The organism is Formosimonas limnophila, from assembly GCF_014652675.1.
Taxonomy (GTDB): domain Bacteria; phylum Pseudomonadota; class Gammaproteobacteria; order Burkholderiales; family Burkholderiaceae; genus Hydromonas; species Hydromonas limnophila.
Genome location: NZ_BMZG01000002.1, coordinates 222,005 through 244,605, shown reverse-complemented (window position 1 = coordinate 244,605; position 22,601 = coordinate 222,005). Strand labels below are relative to the sequence as shown.

Here is a 22,601-nt window from a genome sequence, read left to right as displayed (position 1 = left end):
TACACACTGGTTCTTGTCGTTGCAAGATGCCCAGCGTAAAATCCATAACTGGAGGAACGATTACAACTTGTTCCGACCGCATTCAGCACTGGGCGGCATACCGCCAGCATTGTTTGCAAAAGCTTTTCTAACACAATATGCCGCTTGAAGTTTCTAACTTAAACTGAATACACTTACGGGAGGACGTCAAGCTGTGAAGATTTATACTTTTTCATTTTATAATTCAATATATATAAAGTGAACCTCTAAAAATGACACAGAAATTCAAGCAGAATAACCCAGTTTCTCTCACGCATCAGAGGCCAAATACGGTATCATGAAACAACTTTTTCGCAGCCAACCACGGAGAAAACCATGCCCTTACCCACAGCCCCGACTAAAAAAGGCAGTTTATTGATTTCCCCTAAAGGCCATCAACCAGCGACCACGACAGCACAAGCTCGCCAAACGCCACAGACCACACAAAAGCCAGAACAAAGAAAACCCGCGCGGCAGCCGACGGCAGCGCCTGCTCCAATTGTTGCGGATCAAAAGCGAGTTGCACTGGCTCGCGCCGTCAATACCAGCGCACCCGTGCCGACCCACCACAAGCCCGCCCATCGCAGCAGTCGCAAAAAAACGATTGCGAATGCAACCCGAAAGCTGTTTGTTCTCGATACAAATGTCATGCTGCATGATCCGTCGTGTTTTTTCCGCTTTGAGGAGCACGATGTTTATTTGCCGCTCATCACGCTGGAGGAATTAGACAACCACAAGAAGGGCACGACCGAAACCGCTCGTCATGGTCGCCAAGTGTCTCGTTTGTTGGACGAATTGATGAATTCGTCACCGAATGGCATGGATGACGGGATTCCATTAACCAATCGTGAAAACCAACAGCAGTTAGGCAAGCTGTATTTTCAAACGCAGCTCATTGACGATGATTTACCAAAATCCTTACCAAGCAGCAAGGCGGACAATCAGATTCTGGGGATTGTCCACGCCTTACAGCAAATGGATCAGGGACGCACCGTGGTTTTGGTGTCGAAAGACATCAATATGCGCATCAAAGCGCGCGCGTTGGGTCTGAATGCAGAGGATTACTTCAATGACCAAGTTATCGAAGATCGTGATCTGCTCTACACAGGTCAGCTCGCCCTGCCAGCTGACTTTTGGGAAACTCATAGTAAGAAACTGGAGTCATGGCAAGAAGGCAGTCACACGTATTACCGAGTATCAGGCCCACTCGTGGGACAAATGACGCTCAACCAATTCGTTTACCTTGAGCACCCAGACATCACGCCGTTTTCTGCCCAAGTAGTTGAAATCAATGATAAATCTGCAACACTACGCACCCTAATCGACTACAGCAACCCCAAACACGGCATCTGGGGCATAGGTGCGCGCAACCGCGAACAGAACTTTGCCTTAAATATCCTCATGGACACCAACATTGACTTCGTCACGTTGCTGGGTCAAGCAGGCACGGGCAAAACGCTGATCACCATCGCCGCCGCATTGCAACAGACCTTAGAAATGGGACGTTTCTCAGAGGTCATCATCACGCGCATCACCGTGCCTGTTGGCGAAGACATCGGTTTCTTACCTGGTACTGAAGAAGAAAAAATGACACCATGGATGGGCGCGTTGCAAGACAACCTCGAAATCCTCATCAAAGGCGATGCGAACGCAGGCGAGTGGGCGCGCGCCGCCACCAATGAGTTGATTAAAAACAAAGTCAAAATTAAAGCCATGAGCTTCATGCGTGGCCGCACGTTCGTCAATAAACTTCTGATTCTCGACGAAGCCCAAAACCTGACACCAAAGCAAATGAAAACCCTCATCACCCGCGCAGGGCCGGGAACTAAAGTGGTTTGCTTGGGCAACTTGGCTCAGATTGACACACCGTACTTGACCGAAGGCTCATCTGGTTTGGCTTATGTGGTGGAACACTTTAAAAATTGGCCACACAGTGCCCACATCACGCTCATGCGTGGTGAGCGGTCTCGACTGGCTGATCATGCCAATGAAGTACTTTAATCACATGTTCAAACAAGTCACAAAGACGCAGTTATTTGCATCTTTGTGACTATTTTAATTTATGATACTAACTTGATTGAAAAATTGTCAGTAACAAACATAAGAAATTTTTATAAATATTTTGTACTTGCTCAATAAACCCTCGTCGCACAATACGCCGCCAAATCAGCCAATCGTTGTGCTCTCTCCCCATAAGGTGTCAAAGCCGCTAAAGCACTGCGATATAAGCTCTGCGCATAGTCTCGCGCCCCCTCTAAACCCAAAGCGCGTACATAGGTCGGTTTGTTGGCTGCATCATCTTTTCCTGCGGTTTTCCCTAAAACAGCTGTTTCTTGGGAGGCGTCTAAAATATCATCCACGACTTGAAACAATAATCCCAAATGTTCAGCAAATAAATTGAGGGCATCTATCGGCTCATTAACATCACCCTCACCACATAATGCCCCCATCACCAGACTGGCGTGAAGCAAAGCACCAGTTTTAAGTTGATGCATCATTTGCATGTCCGTCTGAGACAATGAAAGCCCCACATGGTATAAATCGATGGCTTGCCCTCCCGCCATTCCTACCGCACCCGATGCACGAGCCAGCTCACGAATCAAGCGAATTTGCGTGTTTGCAGAAAGCTCGACATCTCTTGATGCCAAAAGAGAAAAAGCCAGTGTCTGTAAAGCATCACCAGCCAATAACGCTTGCGCCTCACCATAAACCACATGAACGGTTGGCTGGCCACGTCGCAAATCATCATCATCCATACAAGGCAAATCATCGTGAATCAATGAATACGCATGAATATATTCTAAAGCCGCAGCCACCGTCAGCAACGCAGGGGTGGCTGCACCATTAAGCTCACCCGCAGCCAGTACAGCCAGCGCACGCACGCGCTTGCCACCATTCATCACCCCGTGCGTCATGGCGTTGAGTAAAGGGGACTTGTGCGCAACCGCATGATCCGCATATCGATTCAGCCCCATAACAAGCCGCTCGTCAATCAAAGGCCTGTGCAACGCTGCCCAAGCCTCGAATGCAGCTGCACTTCCATGCAAACTCACGTTCGATAAATTCACGATGATTGCCCCGTCGACAAATCAAATGGCTTAGCCATATCATCCTCGACAATCTTAATTTGCGTTTGTACCGCAGTGAGTTGCGATTGGCAAAACTTCACCAAATACGCCCCTCTTTGATACGCGGCCAAAGATTGCTCAAGTGCCAAATCGCCGCTTTCCATACCCTCGACCAACTCGTCTAACTCACGCATGGCGTCTTCGAAGCTTGCGGGTTCTTTATTCTTTAATTTAGGTGATGCCATAAAATGCTCTGGTTGATGAAAACTGTGCCAATTTTACGGCAAAATGCTATGCAAAGTCAGACTTATCGCGAGACAGCATACAACACGCCCCCTCACAATTCCGTCACTCTTCACGCAAAGCACGCTGTTTCATTTGTATCATACGATACACAATCAGCATTCATCTCATCACAGGAACCATCATGAGAAAAACTCTCATTGTCACCCTGCTCACAACCGCAATCCCTACAACCTATGCTGAAGAAGCACCAACAATTATTAAAACCGCTAAAGAAGCCGCCAAAGAGCTAAAAATCCCCTGTCAAAAACTCAAAGTTGCAAAAAATGACTGTGTCATTGCGCATTTTAAATCACAAGATGCCGAAGACCTAATGGTATGAAAATGGTCAAATCGCCAAACAAAGCGAATACAAAAATGACGTGTGTTCTGGCTCAGCAACCGAATGCGCAGAAAGAAGTCAATACAACGATGAAGTAGAAGCAACTGGCTTGTAGGAAAGATGGTACGAGAATGGCAAAAAACGAAGCGAAACCACCTATGAATTAGGCGTACAAGTTGGCAACTACACTGAACGGCATGATAATGGTGAAGTCGCCACAAAAGGCCAATACAATGACGAAGGCAATCAAGACGGCACATGGCAAGAATGGCACGACAACGGCAAAAAATACTATATCGGTCAATACAAAAATGGCAACCCAATTGGCCAATCGAAGCGTTGGAATGAGTCAGGCGAATTATTTGACGAAACAAACCACACAGACGGTGACTCCGTTCAGTCTGCTTCTGAAGTCACAGAAGACAAAGTAGCCGCAATTGCTTACACCACAGAACAACTCACCCAAACCAGCGATACACAGAGCGCCGCTGAATTGCTGCACCTTACTGACATGTACCCAACGGATAATATAAACTTGGCTAAGTAGTGAATTCACTCCCTTTGTCTTTCACGTAGTTTGTGCGTAAAAAAGCCCAGCTTTCGCTGGGCTTTTTGGGCGATATATCAACTCATCCCACCTTAACATCATCGGCGACTTTACTGAAGTCATCGATTTGGTCAAAGTTCATGTAGCGATAGATGTTTGCACTTGAGGCATCAAGCACACCGATGTCGGCGAGGTATTCTTCGCGTGTGGGGATTTTACCCATTTTTGAACACACTGCCGCCAATTCAGCCGAACCGAGATAGACGTTTGAGTTTTTGCCCAAACGATTTGGGAAGTTACGGGTTGAGGTGGAGAATACAGTAGCACCCTCTTTCACCTGCGCTTGGTTACCCATGCACAGTGAGCAGCCTGGCATTTCCATGCGTGCACCAGCACTGCCGAGAACGCCATAGTGGCCTTCTTCCGACAGTTGTTTGGCATCCATCTTTGTCGGTGGTGCCACCCAAAGCTTAACGGGGATATCACGTTTGCCTTCGAGAAGTTTAGATGCTGCGCGGAAATGACCGATGTTGGTCATGCACGAACCGATAAACACTTCATCAATTTTTGCACCAGCGACATCGGACAATGTTTTCACATCATCTGGATCATTTGGGCACGCAACGATGGGCTCATAAATTTCAGCAAGATCAATTTCAATCACGGCAGCATACTCAGCATCGTCGTCACCTTTGAGTAATTGAGGATTCGCCAACCATGCTTCCATGGCTTTAATGCGACGCGCAAGTGAACGAGCATCTTCGTAGCCGTTGGCGATCATCCATTTCATCAAAGTGATATTTGATGTCATATACTCGATAATCGGCTCTTTGTTTAAGTGAACCGTGCAACCAGCGGCAGAACGCTCAGCAGAAGCATCAGACAATTCAAAAGCTTGCTCGACTTTCAAGTCAGGCAAACCTTCGATTTCGAGGATGCGGCCTGAGAAAATATTTTTCTTGCCTTGTTTCTCAACATTGAGTAAACCTGCTTTCATTGCGAACAGCGGAATCGCATTGACCAAATCACGTAGTGTGACGCCTGCTTGCATTTTGCCCTTAAAACGCACCAAAACTGACTCAGGCATGTCCAACGGCATCACGCCTGTCGCCGCTGCAAACGCAACAAGACCAGAACCTGCTGGGAATGAAATCCCAATCGGGAAACGCGTGTGCGAGTCACCACCTGTACCGACTGTATCAGGCAGGAGCAAGCGATTCAACCATGAGTGAATGACACCATCGCCAGGGCGCAAAGAAATACCGCCACGCGTGCTGATGAAGTCAGGCAACTCATGGTGCATTTTTACATCCACTGGTTTTGGATAGGCCGCCGTGTGGCAGAATGATTGCATGACGAGGTCAGCTGAGAAGCCCAAACACGCCAGGTCTTTCAACTCATCACGTGTCATTGGGCCTGTGGTGTCTTGCGAGCCAACCGATGTCATGCGAGGTTCGCAATACGTACCTGGGCGAACGCCCTGTTGTTGTCCATTCACTTCTGGCAGACCGCAGGCACGGCCGACCATTTTTTGGGCAAGAGAAAAACCTTTGCCCGTATCGGCAGGATTTTGTGGTAAACGGAACAACGTTGAAGCAGGCAAGCCCAATGATTCGCGTGCTTTCGCAGTCAAACCACGACCGATGATGAGGGGAATACGACCACCTGCACGGACTTCATCAAACAACACTTCTGATTTGACTTTAAACTCAGCAATAACTTCACCGTTTTTCAGTGCTTTGCCTTCGTAAGGGCGCAACTCAACAACATCGCCCATATTCATATTTGAGACGTCAAGTTCAATCGGCAACGCACCCGCGTCTTCCATCGTGTTGTAAAAAATCGGGGCAATTTTAGAGCCAAGGCAAACACCACCGAAACGCTTATTCGGCACGAATGGGATGTCTTCACCAGTGAACCACAGAACCGAGTTCGTCGCAGATTTACGCGAAGAGCCCGTACCAACCACATCACCAACGTAAGCGACGAGGTTACCCTTCGCACGCAAGTCTTCGATGAACTTCACTGGGCCGCGTTTGCCGTCTTCCTCTGGTGTGATGCCATCGCGTTTGTTTTTGAGCATGGCCAAGGCGTGCAGTGGAATATCAGGGCGACTCCACGCATCAGGTGCTGGTGACAAATCATCGGTATTGGTCTCGCCCGTGACTTTAAAAATGCTCACGGTAATAGACTCAGGTACTTCAAGACGCGAGGTGAACCATTCAGCATCTGCCCAGCTTTGAATCACGGCTTTAGCGTTGGCATTGCCAGCGTCCGCTTTTTCTTTCACATCATGAAACTGGTCAAACATCAATAACGTTTTTTTCAATGCCTCAGCCGCAATAACACCAACGACTGAATCACTCAATAAGTCCACCAATGGGCTGATGTTGTAACCACCGAGCATTGTACCAAGCAGCTCAGTGGCTTTCTCGCGGCTAATCAATGTAGAAGTTTCAGTACCATGCGCCACCGCAGCAAGATAGCTGGCTTTGACTTTCGCCGCATCATCCACACCGGCTGGGACGCGATGGGTAATCAAGTCCACCAAAAACGCTTCCTCACCTGCTGGTGGGCTTTTCAGCAACTCAATCAGCTGCCCTGTCTGCGCAGCAGACAATGGCAAGGGTGGAATACCCAATGCAGCACGTTCGGCAACATGGTCACGATAAGCTTGTAGCATGGTGGTGTCCTTTATCAAAAAGAATTGGAAAGTGGTGTTTTTACAGAGGCGATTAATTTTCGATGCGACATTTTAATGTATTTTTACATTCTTGTGTCTTATATATGACTTGACGACAGACGATAATTAACCAATACTTGCTTCATTGACATCAGCACCAAAGCATCCCAGAACTCAAACGGCAATCCAAAACGCTCTCCCCCTCATTCGCTCATAAAAATCAACGTCACTCATTCTCCAAAGGCTACTTATGGAACGCTTCGATTTCAATTTTGCTCCTTATGATTTCTTAAATGCTCATGAGCGAGCCAAATTGCAAAATACTGTAGATATTGGATACTACGATGATGAAACTGTGATTATCGAAGCGGATGAACCTGTGGCATTTTTGTATGTTGTCATTAAAGGCTTGGTTCGTGAGGTGACACTTGACGGTGAAATCTTGAGCCTGTATGACGCCAAAGATACTTTTGAGTCTCGGGCATTGGTTGAAGGACAGACACCCCATCGCTTTATCGTGCAGGAGCAAGCCCTACTCTATACCATCCCCAAAGAAACGATTACAGAGCTGATGGAATCGAACCCCCGATTCGGGGCTTACTTCTATGCTTCCTTGGCAGACAAACTGTCCAATATAGCCCAAACCCAAGACGCCCAACAATTCGAAAGCCTATTTGCAGCGAAAATCCGTGATGCCTATCGGCAAAATGCCACATGGCTCAATGGCTCTGACAGCATCTTGCAAGCAGCCCAAACCATGAAGGCAAACAAAACAAAATCCATACTGGTTCGTCATGACAACCAAATCGGCTTGTTCACAGAGTCGGCCTTCCGCGACATCGTGATTGCAGGTGCGGATAATCAAGAACCCATACACCGATGGTCACAGTTCAATCTCATCTCAATTGATATTGAAGATTATGTTTTTCATGCCTTGCTACGCATGACACAATTCAAGATTCAGCGCGTCGTGGTGACTGAAAACGGGCACCCCATCGGTGCATTAGAACAAATTGATGTTTTGGCCTATTTCTCTAATCACACGCACTTGGTGGCTCAAAGATTGGATCGTGCTCAAAATATCGACGAATTGGTCGATATTGCGAATCAAATGACCCGCTCCATTCAGATTTTGAACAGCAATGGCATGCGTGCACCACAGTTGGCCGAATTGATGCAGGTGCTCAATACCAGTTTGTTTGAAAAAGCTTGGCGTTTACTGGCCCCACCTAAGCTGTATGACAACGCTTGCTTGATTGTCATGGGTTCGGAAGGTCGTGGTGAACAAATTCTCAAAACAGATCAAGACAACGCCCTAATCCTTAAAGACGACGTTGACGAAGCTTTGGCCAAAACAGCCTGTGGCGCATTTTCTGAAACACTCTCTCGCTTAGGATTTCCACCATGCCAAGGCGGAATTATGGTGAACAATCCCGCTTGGCGACAGCCGATTAGCCAATTCAAAACCACACTGCACACATGGTGCGTTAATCCGACAGGTGATTCACTCATGAATTTGGCCATTTTTGTTGATGCCAAAGCCGTAGCGGGCGACGAAAGCCTCCTTGATGAAGCAAAAGCACAAATCAAACGCTCATTGACCGATGATGTCGGTATGTTGGGACAATTTGCGCAGGCAGTAGAGTTATTTGATCATCAAAACAGCGGCTTTTTTGCTCAGCTACTCAACCGCAACAGCTCTTCCCAAATGGACATCAAAAAGATGGGGGTCTTTCCAGTCGTGCATGGCATCCGCGCACTAAGCCTACAAGCACAACTGTCTGAAACCAATACCTTCGAACGCATATCACGTCTTTCTCAAGCCAACGTGCTGGATGCCCAACTGGCAAAAGACTTGTCGCAAGCACTGGCCTATTTGATGGATGTGCGTCTGAAAGCAGGACTTCACGCACAAGCCATCGCATCTCCTTTGAGTAACAACCACAACCAAGTGGATATGTCTGCGCTAACCACATTAGAACGAGACTTACTCAAAGAGGCTTTACATGTGGTCAAACGATTCAAAGCCATGATTCGTCAACATTTTCACTTAGGGAATCTGTGATGCTCGGCCATCTACGTAAGTCATGGGCGCAACGTCAATTAGCTGACCCTCAATATGCTTATTTGTTTGACGAACAAACAGATGAGCTCGTCAGCTTCGACTGTGAAACCACCAGCCTGAATGTGAAAGAGGCCGAAATTCTGTCCATCGGCGCGGTCAAAATTCGTGGCAATCGAGTCTTAACCAGCGAATCCTTCTATGTTGTGGTCAAACCCGAAGGCGTCATGCAATCGGCCAATGTCAAAGTCCATGGATTACGGCCCAGAGATGTGAGTCAGGGCATACCCGTACAAGAGGCCATCAAACAACTCCTCGCATTCATCGGTGGCCGGCCTTTGGTCGGTTATTATTTGGCATATGATGTGGCCTTGGTGAATAAGTTTTTGAAGCCCATGTTGGGCATCAAACTACCCAATCGTACCATTGAAGTTTCAAGCATTTACTATGACCAAGAAATCAAAAATCACCCAAATGGTCATGTGGACTTGCGTATGGCCAGCATGATTCAGACCCTTAATTTCCCAGATTTACCTCGACATGACGCGCTCAATGATGCCATTAATGTGGCTTTAATGTATTTAACACTGCTGGCAAGAACTCAAAAATAATCCTGCCATACCCAATCCGCGCCGACTCGAAACCACGCTCAGCTGGCACCAGCCATGTTAAAATTCGCCACAACTATTCACGAAAGTCATTATGTTCAGTTACCGCCACGCCTTTCATGCAGGCAATCATGCCGATGTACTCAAACACATGGTTCTATTACACATCTGTCAGTACATGACCCAAAAGGACAAACCCATCACTTACATAGACACCCATGCTGGTGTCGGCATGTATCACTTGTCTAATCCGATGGCACAAAAAAGTGGAGAAGCTGAAACAGGCATCAACAAACTCTGGCCACTTTGGACAAACAAAGGCAGCCGAGATGCCTTGCCCCCACTGTTGCACAGTTACCTTAAGCATATTTCAGAGCTCAATAAAGGCGGCAAACTCAAACTATATCCAGGTTCTCCCTATGTCGCGTCACAAAGTCTGCGCGAAATCGATCGTTTGAAGGTTTTCGAGCTACACCCAACCGACATGCGTTTGCTGGATGACAATCTGCCGCACATCAATCTAAGCGGAACCGCTGATAACAAGCGAATTTTATTTAAGACCGTTGATGGATTCGTGGGACTAAAAGCCAATGTGCCACCAGCTTCACGCCGCGGGCTGACGCTCATCGACCCATCTTTTGAGATGAAAGACGATTACAACAAAGTCGCCAAAGCCGTCAAAGACGCTCTGACACGATTCCCCTCAGGCACTTACGCCATCTGGTATCCTGTGCTGGCGCGCCCCGAATCACGAAACTTGCCAACTCAGTTAGAACGAATCGCCAATGAGTTCAACGTCAACTGGCTACACACCACCTTAGCAATTGACGAAGTCGCCCCGACCCATTTGCAGCTTGGGCTAAAGTCATCAGCGATGTTCGTTTTCAACCCACCTTACACACTCGCTGCTGCGCTTAATGAAAGCTTACCCGTGGTGGCCAAACGTCTCGCTGACAGCGAACACGCAGGTTTCACCATCGCACAATCCTCATAACCCTTATCTTGCTGGAGAATCTCATGTCTGAATCAAAGACCATTGCCCTCATTGGCGTACCCACCGACATCGGTGCAGGTGCGCGCGGTGCTTCGATGGGACCTGAAGCCCTGCGTGTCGCAAACATCCAAGGGATGTTAGAAGACCAAGGCCTGACAGTGATTGATAAAGGTAATCTCGTCGGTCCTTCTAACCCATGGCAACCACCCACCAATGGCTACAGACACTTACCCGAAGTGAAAGCTTGGAACGAATCACTGCACGAAGCCATGTACGAAGAGTTACAAAAGGGTCATTTACCCATCGTACTAGGTGGCGATCATTGTTTGGGCATTGGTTCTATCAGTGCCGTCGCTCGACATTGCCGCGACACGGGTAAAAAACTGCGTGTTATTTGGCTTGATGCACACGCTGATTTCAACACCTCAGAACTCACGCCCACAGGCAACATTCACGGCATGCCAGTCGCCGTGCTGTGCGGTCACGGCCCCGATGAGCTGACTCACATCGGCGGCACAGTGCCTGCCATGAGTCCAGCCGACATTCGCCAAGTCGGCATCCGAAGCGTGGATGCAGGAGAAAAACGCTTTGTGCACCAAGAGGGTTTGGAAGTATTCGACATGCGCTACATTGATGAAACTGGCATGAAGCATACTATGACCCAAGCATTGGCTGACATGGATGACAACACACACTTGCACGTCAGTTTTGACGTGGACTTTCTCGATCCAGACATCGCACCAGGTGTTGGCACAACCGTGCTTGGAGGCCCTACTTATAGAGAAGCACAATTGTGCATGGAGATGATTGCCGATACAGGCCGCCTTGCTTCCTTAGACATCATGGAGCTCAATCCTGCGTTTGATATCAAGAACAAAACCGCCATGGTAGCCGTTGATTTGGTGGACAGCTTGTTTGGCAAATCCACGTTGATGCGGAATGAGTCATAATTTCCCTCCTCATCCTCTTGTACTAAACAAAAAACCAGCTCAATTGAGCTGGTTTTTTAAATTGACGAAATTAAGCCAATTTAGGAATACGCAAGTTTTGACCTGGATAGATTTTATCTGGGTGGCTCAACATTGGCTTGTTGGCTTCAAAAATCACTGGATATTTATTGGCATCGCCATAAACTTCCTTAGCGATTTTTGACAGATTGTCACCTGATTGAACCATATAAAAATTTGGCTCATCCGCAGGCACTGCACAAGTCATGTTATCTTGTACTGTGCCAACGCCTTCGACATTACCCGCACACAACAGAATTTTTTCTTTGGTTTCTGCATCTGCAGCCTGACCATTCACAGTAACAGTTGACGTTGCACCGTCAAAAGAGACAGACAAGCCATCAGCAGTCAAACCTTGGGACGCGATGTAGTCAACAATCACTTGCGCTGCGGCTTGGTTGGCTACTGCTGGATCAGTAGCCTCTTCTTTTTTACCGAATAATTTTTGACCCGCGTCTTTTAAAAAACTGAACATACCCATCGTGTGCTCCTTAAATAAATGAATTCATTGATTTGTCTGCGTGAAAATACCTAATTTTCACTCAACAATGTGAGCATAACACAAAAAATAAAAAGCGTCGGTGTTTACCCACGCTTTTTATTTATCCAGTTTTTCATCGTATTTTAATGATTATTCTCAACAGTACTTTGAGATTTTTTTCGTTTTAAAAATCCAATCAAGTAGCCAGATAAAGCATAGGCCACAAACAAAGCAAATAACGTCAGTGGCGGATTAGAGACTATCGCCAAACCAACGGCTAAGGCCACCAGAAGTTTAGGGAAAGACACCGAATGACGCACATCCATCGCTTTGCCACTGTAGTACGGTAACGTCGTAATCATCGATAACCCTGCAAACAACGTCACAGCCAAAGCCACCCATGGCAACACCGAGTCCTGAACATCCAAACGATTCTCAGAGACCAGCCACACAAACCCCGCCACCAATGCTGCTGCCGATGGGCTGGGCAGACCTTGGAAAAATCGTTTGTCCACCACTGCAATGTTCGTATTAAATCGAGCCAAGCGCAGTGCGGCGCAAACACAGTAAACAAAAGCGACAATGAGCCCGAGCCGTCCTGTACCGAAGTCTTTCAATTGCCACTGAAACATAATCAAGGCTGGTGCAACGCCAAAAGACACCATATCAGCCAAACTGTCATACTGCTCACCAAAGGCGCTTTGCGTATTAGTCATACGCGCCACACGGCCATCCATGCCATCGAGCACCATCGAGAAAAAAATCAAGATGGCCGCAAAAGCAAAATCACCACTCATCGCCTTCACAATGGCGAAGAAAGCGCAAAACAACGCCGCCGTGGTAAACGCATTGGGCAGTAAATAAATACTTTTGTGACGATGATGAACCTGAGCCTCATCAGCTGGTTCACTTTTTGATGTATTCGGGTAATGCAAATCGTCTTGATGACTCATCCGATGCTCCCTAAAAAATTAAACTTGGTTACCGACTGTCCCAGCATCAACCGACGCAGCAGTGGTCAATTTGGCCAAAATAGTGGATGATGCCGACACCCTATCACCAATCGTCACGCACGGTACCGCATCTGTCGGTAAGTAAATATCCACACGTGAGCCGAAGCGAATAAAGCCGTAACGCTCACCTCGTTTGGCCAAATGCCCTACACCAACATAGCACAAAATCCGACGGGCAATCAAACCTGCTACTTGAACTGATGTCACGATTTGACCATCGGTCGTTCTAATCACCAATGCATTGCGCTCATTCTGAAGGGAGGCTTTTTCCAAATCGGCGTTAATAAACTGACCAGGAAAATAATGCGCTTTCACGACTTCACCATCAACAGGCATGCGATTCGAATGCACGTTAAAGACATTCATGAACACAGAAATTTTCAGCGCTTCACGATCGGCATACACATCGTGTGTCTTCTCCACCACAATCACACGGCCATCGGCAGGTGAAAGTACCGCACCAACTTGAGTCGGAATATCTCGCGCAGGGTCACGAAAAAATTGGATGATGAAAACAGCAATGATGTAAAACGGCAGCGCCCAAGCAAAACTGCCCAAATAGTGAATCAAAAATGCGAGAAATACTGCGATACCAATGAATGGCCAACCTTCTTTAGCAAGGATGGGATGAGGATATTGTGCATTACCTGCCATAATTTGTCTGTGCTTTCTAAAAAAACGCCTCACATGAGGTGAGGCGCCATTTTACTTGATTATGAGCAGATTCTAAAGTTTAACTGCGCCAGAGCCGAGTAATTATTTAGTTTTCATCATAAAACAGCTAATTTCAAGGGCGCTCTTCAAAAACCATGCCCATTTGAAAGTCATTATTTGATTCGCGCTTGAATCCAGAGATTGAGCTGCACATTTTGCGTGCCCGAGTCTAAATTCGGTTGAACGACGTCGGTAGCTTCAAAACCACCTTTAGTTCTCACCTGAGCCAACATCGGTACAGCCATGTTGCCACCACAGCTATTGCCATTCGTCGCATCGATTTTTACGATTTGCCAGGTACCGTTTTTGCCCATACCCTGCGCCATCCATTTTAGGCGTTGTTGTGCATCATCAAAAGCCGTTTTGTACAGCTGACTTTGTGCACGCTTAGTTTCTTCGCTGGTCAAACCATAATTAACACCATTGAACGACATATCCAATGTTTGTAACGCTGCGGTCAACGCAGGAACATCTGTAAGTCGCTTGGTCTCGATACTAAATGACTGCATTGCGCGCCAACCAATCACTTTGCCTTTTTGATCATAATCTTCATAAGTGCTGTAACCACCCGTGATGACTTTGGCACTGGGGTAATCAGTTTTAATAGCTTTAATCGCTTCAGCGACAGTGCTGTTCACTTTATCAGCAGTCAATCGTTTGTCAGCATTTTTTGCTTCATATGAGAACTGTAAAGTTGCAGTATCTTCCTTGAGCGTTATCTGAGCCGCAGCACATAATTCAACAACAGTGGCATTGACTGAAGCGTCAACTTTGGTATTGGCATGAGCAAATGATGCAGGCAGTAAAGCACACAACAATGCGCTAAGTTTGTATTTCATATAAATTCTCCGTTCAAAGCAATGGTTGAATTGAATCGAATGTCTCACCCAAAAAAACAAGCGCTTTCTACTGAGTGGCGCTTTTCATTAAGCCATCAAACACCGATCGGTTGACAAGACATCTATGACACAGGACATGAGCGTGCAGTGCGCTGGGTTACCCCCCCCTACCAATCAGAGTTTTTTGAACATGCCAAACGTCAAGCCAACTTCTTTTTGCAACAAAAAACGACCCAATCGCTCAGGTCGTTTTCTGCGTCATTCTCAAAACCCAATTAGTTTTTGGCTTTATCGATGATTTTATTTTTCGCAATCCATGGCATCATGGCGCGGAGCTGACCACCGACAACTTCAATCGGATGAGCGGCGTTATTGCGACGACGTGCAGTCATTGAAGGATAGTTGCTTGCGCCTTCAGAGATGAACATTTTCGCGTATTCCCCAGACTGAATGCGTTTGAGTGCATTGCGCATCGCTGCACGTGACTCTTCGTTAATCACTTCTGGGCCTGTGACGTATTCGCCATACTCAGCGTTGTTAGAAATTGAGTAGTTCATGTCGGCGATACCACCCTCGAACATCAAGTCAACAATCAATTTCAATTCGTGCAAGCATTCGAAGTACGCCATTTCAGGCTGATAACCTGCTTCAACCAAGGTCTCAAAGCCCATTTTAACCAACTCAACTGCACCACCGCACAATACGGCTTGCTCACCGAACAAGTCGGTTTCTGTTTCGTCTTTGAATGTCGTTTCGATGATGCCTGTGCGGCCACCACCCACGCCTGATGCGTAAGCTAATGCAACGTCGCGAGCTGTACCCGATGCGTCTTGGTATACAGCGATGAGGTCAGGTACTCCACCGCCACGAACGAACTCTGAACGCACCGTGTGACCAGGGGCTTTGGGCGCAACCATAATCACATCCAAGTCTGCACGAGGCACGACTTGGTTGTAGTGAATCGCGAAACCGTGGGCGAACGCGAGTGTGCCGCCTTTTTTCAAGTTCGGTTCGATTTCGTTGCGGTACAACGCAGATTGGAATTCGTCTGGGGTCAAAATCATGACGATGTCGGCTGAGGCAACGGCATCTTTGACTTCAGCAACGCTTAAGCCTTCGTTTTCTGCTTTTTTCCAAGATGCAGAATCAGCGCGCAAACCCACAACGACTTTAACACCACTGTCTTTTAAATTCAGAGCGTGCGCGTGGCCTTGTGAGCCATAGCCAATAATCGCTACTGTTTTGCCTTTGATCAATGACAAATTACAATCTTTATCGTAAAAAACTTTCATCTTTTTTTCCTTTTCCCGTGAGGGGTTTTAAAAATTAGCTCACCGAAAGAACCATGACGCATGAGGAACTTAAAAACAATACTAACCTTTTGATTTAATAGGTGTTAGCAAGTTTTTTATCAACGCGACAACTCTTTTGGCTTTAATGCTTTACTGGTTTTTCAACCGTTGTTTCAGGGTTTACAACGACAAGCTACAGATTCACGACCACTAAACTTTTTCTTTTTTATCAGTGTTTACAGAACATGTATTTGGCGAAATAAAACGCCTGTTTCACAAAAATTTACTGCTTAAATCGTTCAAAAATCGACCCTTACAAGCGCATCATGCGCTCACCGCGCCCAATACCAGAGACGCCCGTGCGCACAGTTTCTAAAATCAACGCGCGGTCAATCGACTGTAAAAATGCATTGATTTTTCCGCCATCTCCCGTGAGCTCAATGGTGTAGGACTTGTCCGTCACATCCACAATCTTGCCACGGAAGATATCAGTGGTGCGTTTGATTTCTTCTCGGTCTTTACCGACTGCACGAACTTTGACCATCATCAATTCGCGTTCGATGTGTGGACCATCGGTTAAATCATTGACCTTCACCACCTCAATCAAACGATTCAACTGTTTGGTGATTTGCTCAAGCACGTCGTCCGAGCCTGAGGTGATAATCGTCATACGCGACAAAGACACATCCTCAGTCGGTGCGACCGAAAGGGTTTCGATATTATAACCACGCGCTGAAAACAAACCAACCACGCGCGACAAAGCGCCTGGTTCATTTTCGAGCAATACTGAAATAATGCGTCGCATATTACTCTCCTACTCTCATGGCTTGTTCAAGCGTTGGGTTTGAGGGGCGAAGCAGCATTTCAGAAAGACCTTTACCTGCTTGCACCATCGGGTAGACATTTTCTGTTTGGTCGGTTTGGAAGTCCATGAATACGAGGCGATCCTTTAAGGCCAATGCCTCAATCAATGCACCTTCGACATCCGCGCGTTTTTCGATGCGCATACCAACGTGGCCAAAGGCCTCCGCGAGCTTGACAAAATCAGGCAACGCATCCATGTATGAATGCGAGTAGCGTTTCTCGTAATCTAGCTCTTGCCATTGACGAACCATACCGAGGTAGCGGTTGTTCAGGCTCAGAATCTTAATCGGCAAGTCATATTGCTTACAGGTCGAGAGTTCCTGAATACACATCTGCACCGAGCCTTCACCCGTGATGCAGCAGACTTCTGCGTCGGGGTAGAGTTTTTTCACACCCATCGCATAAGGAATGCCAACGCCCATGGTACCCAAACCACCTGAATTCACCCATTTGCGTGGGTCATTGAACGGGTAAAATTGAGCAGCAAACATTTGATGCTGACCAACGTCAGAGGTGATAAACGCGTCGCCTTTGGTCAAACGATGCAACGTTTCGATCACGTACTGAGGCTTCACCAGCTCGCTCTCACGATCGTAAGAAAGGCTGTCCACCGCTTTCCATTCGTCGATTTGTTTCCACCATTTGGCAATTTTCACCGCGTCAGGACGCTCTTTGATTTCAGCCATTTGCGCGAGCATGTCTTTGAGCACTTCTTTAACATCACCGACAATCGGCACATCTGCCCTCACACGTTTAGAAATCGATGAGGGGTCAATGTCAATGTGAATGATTTTTCGGCTGACCGATGCGAAATGCTTCGGGTTACCAATCACGCGGTCATCAAAACGCGCGCCGACGGCGATAATCACGTCTGAGTTTTGCATCGCCATGTTCGCTTCGTATTTGCCGTGCATACCAGGCATACCAAGGTAATATGGGTTATCCGCACGGCAACCACCCAAACCCATAAGGGTGTTGATGCATGGATAACCGAGCGCATTAACGAATTCATTGAGTTCAGGCGCAGCATTGCTCAAAATCACACCGCCGCCCGTGTAAATCATCGGGCGTTCAGCGTTGATTAAGTACTGCAATGCTTTACGAATCTGCCCAGAGTGACCTTTGGTCACTGGGTTGTACGAGCGCATTTCAACGGTTTCGGGGTATTCAAATTTGCATTTCAGATTTGAGACATCTTTTGGGATGTCAATCAGCACGGGGCCGGGACGGCCGGTGCGGGCAATGTGAAATGCTTTTTTGATGATTGAGGCGAGTTGACGCACGTCTTTCACGAGGAAGTTGTGCTTCACGCACGGACGTGTGATGCCGACTGCGTCGGATTCTTGAAACGCGTCTTGACCAATCATGCTGGTCGGTACTTGACCAGAGATAATCACCATCGGAATCGAGTCGTAGTACGCTGTCGCGATGCCTGTGACCGCATTGGTCAGGCCGGGACCGCTTGTGACCAAGGCCACGCCGACTTCATTGCTCGTTCGTGAGTACGCATCCGCCGCATGGACAGCCGCCTGCTCGTGACGTACCAGTACGTGTTCGATGGTGTTTTGTTGGTATATCGCGTCGTAGATATAGAGTACAGAGCCTCCTGGGTAACCAAAAATGTGTTTGACACCTTCGGCTTGTAAGCTCTTTACGAGTATTTCTGAACCAGTCAGTTCATTTGACATAAGAATTGTCCTTTCAAGGTCAAATAAAAGTCTCCGCCCTGAGCCGCGTCGCTTCGTCGTTTGTCGTCAGGAAAACTCCCAACCACCCAAAACCACAGCCGTCACACCACTCTTCATTACGAAGGTTCTTTGAGATTGATTGGATGCGAACGCTTGCGATTGTGTCGCAGGCCGCAAACAAGAAATGCGCCACCACCAATCGGATAAATCAATAGCGGTCACATTAACTCGCTAAGATATAGGTTTTGCCCTTATGCGTCAAGGGATTAGTGACTTTTCGGTGCTACTTTAGGGACTTATGTGATGAATAAACAAAGTTTTTGATTTTTTAGTCAAATAACGCATCGAGATCACGCTCAGAACCCGTGATATTGTCCGCATGATGGATAGACAGTCGCTCAAACAAATGCTGATTTCGTTGTCGATAATCGTCTAATTGCCCATCATGATGAAGTAAAGCCTGCTGCAGCGCCGCAGCTCCCACCTTCGCGTCAAAGCCCTCATAATAGTAACCACACAGTCACGCCAAGCTGAAGCATTATGAATCAATGGGTAACCACCGTACAAAACGTCCAAATACAGGTAATTAAATTCATTTTCAAACTGATGTGAAACCACCACATCGGCATGATGACTCATGAAACTGGCTGTGTCATAACGTGCATCATAAGAAGCCCCCCCTGCTGCGTCATGGTCAGACTTTGTGCGAAATTGATAAAGGCGGGCTGCTGGTGAAATCATTCTGTGTTGGTCACATGAATGCCTGCAATCAGCTCTGGACTGTCTCGCCACGCTTCCTCGGCAATCAACATCGGAATGATGCTGTTTTTGACCACATTGAGATTCGGTTCAAAAATCGCGATTTTCTTTTGCGGTTTGCTCGATTGATAGCCATAGTTTAGTTGACGACTTCTGACCACGTCATCAATAAACATCGAACCCCACAGATACGGCATAACCGAAACAGGTGCTTGTGTGGTGATTTCAAACAGTTAGCGATGACCGCCTTGCCACCCTTGGCACGAAAAGCCGTGCACACCTCATGCGGCAGTTCAATGCCTACCATCACCACAACGTCCAACGCATGTACGGCTTCACTAAATGGAATGAGTGGAATATTTAACGCTGGAGAAACAACGTAGTAAGGCGCAGGTTGGTTTGCGTGATTCACCAACACCACCTAAACGGATGACTGGCGCAGCAATTGATACAAAAACACGATGTTCTGAAACGCACCATTTGACCAAGCCTGCGACTCACTACCCTGTTCAATACTAATGGTCAAACCGACTCGAATACCTGCATTTTTCATATCAGTCCTTGTGATTCAGAAAGCTCACACATACGTCACATTAGCTGAGTGCTCTCGAATCTTATGAAAAGTCACTTCAGGGAAACGCTTCTCAGATAACTCCAACGAGACACGGTGTCCCGCCAAATAAGTCAGGTTACCCGCCGCATCGGTGGCGAGATTATTCATCTCAGTTTTTTCAAACTCAGCCAACTTGGGACGATTGTCTGAGCTAATCCATCGCGCGGTGTAAATACTCGCGGTTTCAAAAACCGCATCCACCCCATATTCGCTCATCAAGCGATGTGCCACCACCTCAAACTGCAGCACACCAACCGCACCGAGAATTGCGTCTGAACCATTGAGTGGTTTAAACACTTGCACAGCGCCCTCTTCGCCGAGTTGCTGCAAGCCTTTTTGTAATTGCTTGATTTTTAATGGATTTTTAATCCGCGCCACACGAAACAACTCAGGGGCAAAAAATGGAATGCCCGTGAATGCGAGTTTTTCCCCTTCAGAAAACGTGTCGCCAATCTGAATATTGCCGTGATTCGGAATCCCGATAATGTCGCCTGCGAACGCTTCTTCGATGATTTCGCGATCATGCGACATGAACGTCACCACCGAGTTCGCCGCCACATCACGGTTTAAGCGAATGTGGCGCATTTTCATCCCACGTTCAAACTGCCCTGAACACACACGCAAAAAGGCAATGCGGTCACGGTGCTTCGGATCCATATTCGCTTGAATCTTGAACACAAACCCAGAGAATTTTTCTTCCGCAGGCTCAACCACCCGAACCGTCGCATCGCGCGGTTGCGGCGCTGGCGCCCAATCAATCAACGCATCGAGAATCTCGCGCACACCAAAGTTATTAATCGCCGAACCAAAGAACACAGGCGTTAACGTCCCCGCTAAAAACCCTTCTAAATCAAATGGTTGCAACGCCCCTTGCACCAACTCAATTTCTGAACGCAACTGCGCCATCTCAGAAGGAAATAACTCATTCAAACGTGGATTGTCTATGCCTTTAATCACCTCAACATCCAAAGTCAGTTTCTCACCACCCGCTTCAAACAATAATACTTCGTCGCGCAGCAGATGATAAACCCCACGAAAATGTTTGCCCATGCCAATCGGCCAAGTAATCGGCGCACATTGGATATTGAGCACACGTTCCACTTCATCGAGCAAATCAAGCGACTCGCGCACTTCGCGGTCGTACTTGTTCATAAACGTCACAATCGGCGTGTGGCGTAAGCGACAGACATCCAATAATTTAATCGTCTGCGCTTCCACACCTTTGGCCGCATCAATCACCATCAAACCTGAGTCTACGGCGGTCAACACGCGATAAGTATCTTCTGAGAAGTCTTGGTGACCGGGCGTATCAAGTAAATTAACGGTGTGATCGCGATAGTCAAATTGCATGACAGAAGACGCCACCGAAATCCCACGCTGCTTCTCGATGTCCATCCAGTCGGATGTGGCAAATTTGCCTGTTTTTTTGCCCTTAACCGTTCCCGCTTGTTGAATCGCGCCAGAGAACAACAATAGTTTTTCGGTCAACGTGGTTTTACCCGCATCGGGGTGAGAAATAATCGCAAACGTGCGGCGATGCGCCACTTCGTGCGCGAGTTCGAGCTGAGTCATGGACATAACGACAATCAATAAGATGAAAACCTGCCATTATAGAGTAGAACAATGCACCGATAGCCAACAAAATCAGCTTGACTAAAAAGCGTGCGGCAAACAAGCAAGCACAGAAATTGGTGTTAAAATCCCAGCCGAGTGAGAAATGAAATCTTCCTCACTCGACATCTATTAGGTATCCGTACCACGTCTTAATAACCACACTCATAATGGCACAAAGATTCGAGCTCAAAAAACAGAGATTCAAATCGACGTGCTTTAATATTTAGATAAAAATACCCAAGGAGTCATTATGAAATTTTTAAAGCAATCAGTTATCGCGCTATCGCTATCTTTGGCCAGCATCGGTTCAGCACAAGCATTCGATTTAAACAGTGCCATTAGCGCACTCGGCGGCGCAATTAACGCAGTCACATTAAGTGACGCACAAGTGGCTTCGTACGCTCGCCAGTGGAGTGCACAATCAGATGGCGAAAACAAAGTCGCCCCTGCAGGCAACAAATACGCCAAGCGTCTGGCCAGCATCACAAAAGGCTTAACCAACTACGATGGTCTGAAACTCAATTACAAAGTGTATCTGAGCCCAGAAGTAAACGCGTTTGCCATGGCAGACGGCACAGTGCGTGTTTACAGCGGTTTGATGGATTTGATGACCGATGATGAGCTACTCAGTGTGATGGGGCATGAAATCGGCCACGTCAAAAATGGCCACACAGCTGGCCAAATGCGCAAAGCATTATTGACGGGTGCTGCTCGCGATGCGGTTTCTGCTGCTGGCGGTACGGCAGCGACGCTATCACAATCACAACTGGGGGAATTAGGAGAAGCCGTCCTGAACGCCTCTTTTTCACGAAGTGATGAGACGCAATCAGATGAATATGGTTTGAACTTACTCAGAGCACTCAAACGCAACCCTATGGCCAGCGTGACTGCTTTAGAGAAGCTGGCCAAGCTGGACAGTGGCAGCAGTAGCCTGCTGTCTTCTCACCCAGCCTCAACCAAGCGTGCCAAGCACATCAGCGATTTGATTGCCAAAAACAAATAAATGAGCCACTTGAACTGAGTCAGTGTCGGGTGCATGCCTGACTCTGACTCAGTTCTTACTTGCTCACTATAAACACTTTTTTATACCAAAAGCAGACTTTCACTGCCCG

20 protein-coding genes and 2 pseudogenes are annotated in these 22,601 nt (G+C 47.3%); 9 read left to right on the top strand and 13 right to left on the bottom strand.

What is annotated here, in order from left to right; all coding sequences use genetic code 11:
- Positions 1-148: integrase core domain-containing protein (locus IE082_RS02855; RefSeq protein ID WP_189491215.1), on the top strand; the 148-nt coding region annotated here is incomplete at its 5' end.
- 206 nt (positions 149-354) lie between these two features.
- Positions 355-2,019 (top strand): PhoH family protein, encoded by a 1,665-nt coding sequence (locus tag IE082_RS02850; RefSeq protein WP_189491212.1) that lies wholly within the window; start codon positions 355-357, stop codon positions 2,017-2,019.
- 131 nt (positions 2,020-2,150) lie between these two features.
- Here the strand turns inward: IE082_RS02850 and IE082_RS02845 are convergent, their stop codons facing one another.
- Entirely contained in the window at positions 2,151-2,993 is an 843-nt protein-coding gene (locus IE082_RS02845; RefSeq protein ID WP_189491252.1) for a polyprenyl synthetase family protein, read from the bottom strand.
- Between the two features lie 89 nt (positions 2,994-3,082).
- Positions 3,083-3,331, bottom strand: a complete 249-nt coding sequence (locus IE082_RS02840; protein ID WP_189491209.1) for an exodeoxyribonuclease VII small subunit — start codon at positions 3,329-3,331, stop codon at positions 3,083-3,085.
- Between the two features lie 182 nt (positions 3,332-3,513).
- Here IE082_RS02840 and IE082_RS02835 point away from each other — a divergent pair, with 182 nt between their 5' ends.
- The gene (locus tag IE082_RS02835; RefSeq protein ID WP_189491206.1) at positions 3,514-3,711 is read left to right on the top strand and encodes a hypothetical protein; all 198 of its coding nucleotides are present in this window, start codon (positions 3,514-3,516) and stop codon (positions 3,709-3,711) included.
- A gap of 253 nt (positions 3,712-3,964) precedes the next feature.
- A pseudogene (locus IE082_RS11425) lies at positions 3,965-4,258 on the top strand (toxin-antitoxin system YwqK family antitoxin); the annotation flags it as partial.
- 82 nt (positions 4,259-4,340) lie between these two features.
- On the opposite strand, the gene acnB reads toward IE082_RS11425, so the two are convergent.
- Positions 4,341-6,941 carry a bifunctional aconitate hydratase 2/2-methylisocitrate dehydratase gene (gene acnB, locus IE082_RS02825; protein ID WP_189491204.1) on the bottom strand — a complete coding sequence of 867 codons (2,601 nt, stop codon included), beginning with the start codon at positions 6,939-6,941 and terminating at the stop codon, positions 4,341-4,343.
- A 250-nt stretch (positions 6,942-7,191) separates the two neighbouring features.
- Here acnB and IE082_RS02820 point away from each other — a divergent pair, with 250 nt between their 5' ends.
- The 4 genes from IE082_RS02820 (at position 7,192) to rocF (ending at position 11,555) form a co-directional block, all read left to right on the top strand.
- Positions 7,192-9,006 carry a DUF294 nucleotidyltransferase-like domain-containing protein gene (locus tag IE082_RS02820; protein WP_189491202.1) on the top strand — a complete coding sequence of 605 codons (1,815 nt, stop codon included), beginning with the start codon at positions 7,192-7,194 and terminating at the stop codon, positions 9,004-9,006.
- Positions 9,006-9,614, top strand: a complete 609-nt coding sequence (locus IE082_RS02815) for a 3'-5' exonuclease (RefSeq protein WP_189491200.1) — start codon at positions 9,006-9,008, stop codon at positions 9,612-9,614. The genes IE082_RS02820 and IE082_RS02815 overlap by 1 nt, the downstream gene beginning before the upstream one ends.
- 91 nt (positions 9,615-9,705) lie before the next feature.
- A complete protein-coding gene (locus tag IE082_RS02810) occupies positions 9,706-10,605 on the top strand; it encodes a 23S rRNA (adenine(2030)-N(6))-methyltransferase RlmJ (RefSeq protein ID WP_189491198.1) in 900 nt (299 codons plus the stop codon).
- A 23-nt stretch (positions 10,606-10,628) separates the two neighbouring features.
- Complete coding sequence (gene rocF, locus IE082_RS02805; RefSeq protein ID WP_189491196.1) at positions 10,629-11,555, top strand: arginase; 927 nt, start codon at positions 10,629-10,631, stop codon at positions 11,553-11,555.
- Between the two features lie 70 nt (positions 11,556-11,625).
- Here the strand turns inward: rocF and lysM are convergent, their stop codons facing one another.
- The 10 genes and pseudogenes from lysM to IE082_RS02740 form a co-directional block, all read right to left on the bottom strand.
- Complete coding sequence (lysM, locus tag IE082_RS02800; RefSeq protein ID WP_189491194.1) at positions 11,626-12,093, bottom strand: peptidoglycan-binding protein LysM; 468 nt, start codon at positions 12,091-12,093, stop codon at positions 11,626-11,628.
- 143 nt (positions 12,094-12,236) lie between these two features.
- Positions 12,237-13,046, bottom strand: a complete 810-nt coding sequence (gene pssA / locus IE082_RS02795; protein WP_189491192.1) for a CDP-diacylglycerol--serine O-phosphatidyltransferase — start codon at positions 13,044-13,046, stop codon at positions 12,237-12,239.
- An 18-nt stretch (positions 13,047-13,064) separates the two neighbouring features.
- The gene (locus IE082_RS02790; RefSeq protein ID WP_189491189.1) at positions 13,065-13,760 is read right to left on the bottom strand and encodes a phosphatidylserine decarboxylase; all 696 of its coding nucleotides are present in this window, start codon (positions 13,758-13,760) and stop codon (positions 13,065-13,067) included.
- A 173-nt stretch (positions 13,761-13,933) separates the two neighbouring features.
- Complete coding sequence (locus IE082_RS02785; RefSeq protein WP_189491187.1) at positions 13,934-14,659, bottom strand: SIMPL domain-containing protein; 726 nt, start codon at positions 14,657-14,659, stop codon at positions 13,934-13,936.
- Positions 14,660-14,934: 275 nt separating this feature from the next.
- A complete protein-coding gene (gene ilvC, locus IE082_RS02780; protein WP_189491185.1) occupies positions 14,935-15,951 on the bottom strand; it encodes a ketol-acid reductoisomerase in 1,017 nt (338 codons plus the stop codon).
- A 313-nt stretch (positions 15,952-16,264) separates the two neighbouring features.
- The gene (gene ilvN, locus IE082_RS02775) at positions 16,265-16,756 is read right to left on the bottom strand and encodes an acetolactate synthase small subunit (protein ID WP_189491182.1); all 492 of its coding nucleotides are present in this window, start codon (positions 16,754-16,756) and stop codon (positions 16,265-16,267) included.
- Position 16,757: 1 nt separating this feature from the next.
- Positions 16,758-18,503, bottom strand: coding sequence for an acetolactate synthase 3 catalytic subunit (locus IE082_RS02770; RefSeq protein ID WP_189491180.1), 1,746 nt, complete (start codon positions 18,501-18,503; stop codon positions 16,758-16,760).
- A gap of 328 nt (positions 18,504-18,831) precedes the next feature.
- Entirely contained in the window at positions 18,832-18,987 is a 156-nt protein-coding gene (locus tag IE082_RS11420; RefSeq protein WP_189491178.1) for a DUF2827 family protein, read from the bottom strand.
- A pseudogene (locus tag IE082_RS11190) lies at positions 18,936-19,815 on the bottom strand (DUF2827 family protein). The gene IE082_RS11420 and the pseudogene IE082_RS11190 overlap by 52 nt, the downstream one beginning before the upstream one ends.
- Positions 19,816-19,839: 24 nt before the next feature.
- On the bottom strand, positions 19,840-21,453 hold the full coding sequence (locus tag IE082_RS02740; protein WP_229809679.1) for a peptide chain release factor 3: 1,614 nt from the start codon (positions 21,451-21,453) through the stop codon (positions 19,840-19,842).
- A gap of 286 nt (positions 21,454-21,739) precedes the next feature.
- On the opposite strand from IE082_RS02740, the gene IE082_RS02735 reads away from it, so the two are divergent.
- Positions 21,740-22,492, top strand: a complete 753-nt coding sequence (locus tag IE082_RS02735) for a M48 family metallopeptidase (RefSeq protein WP_189491163.1) — start codon at positions 21,740-21,742, stop codon at positions 22,490-22,492.
- The last annotated feature ends 109 nt before the right edge of the window (positions 22,493-22,601 follow it).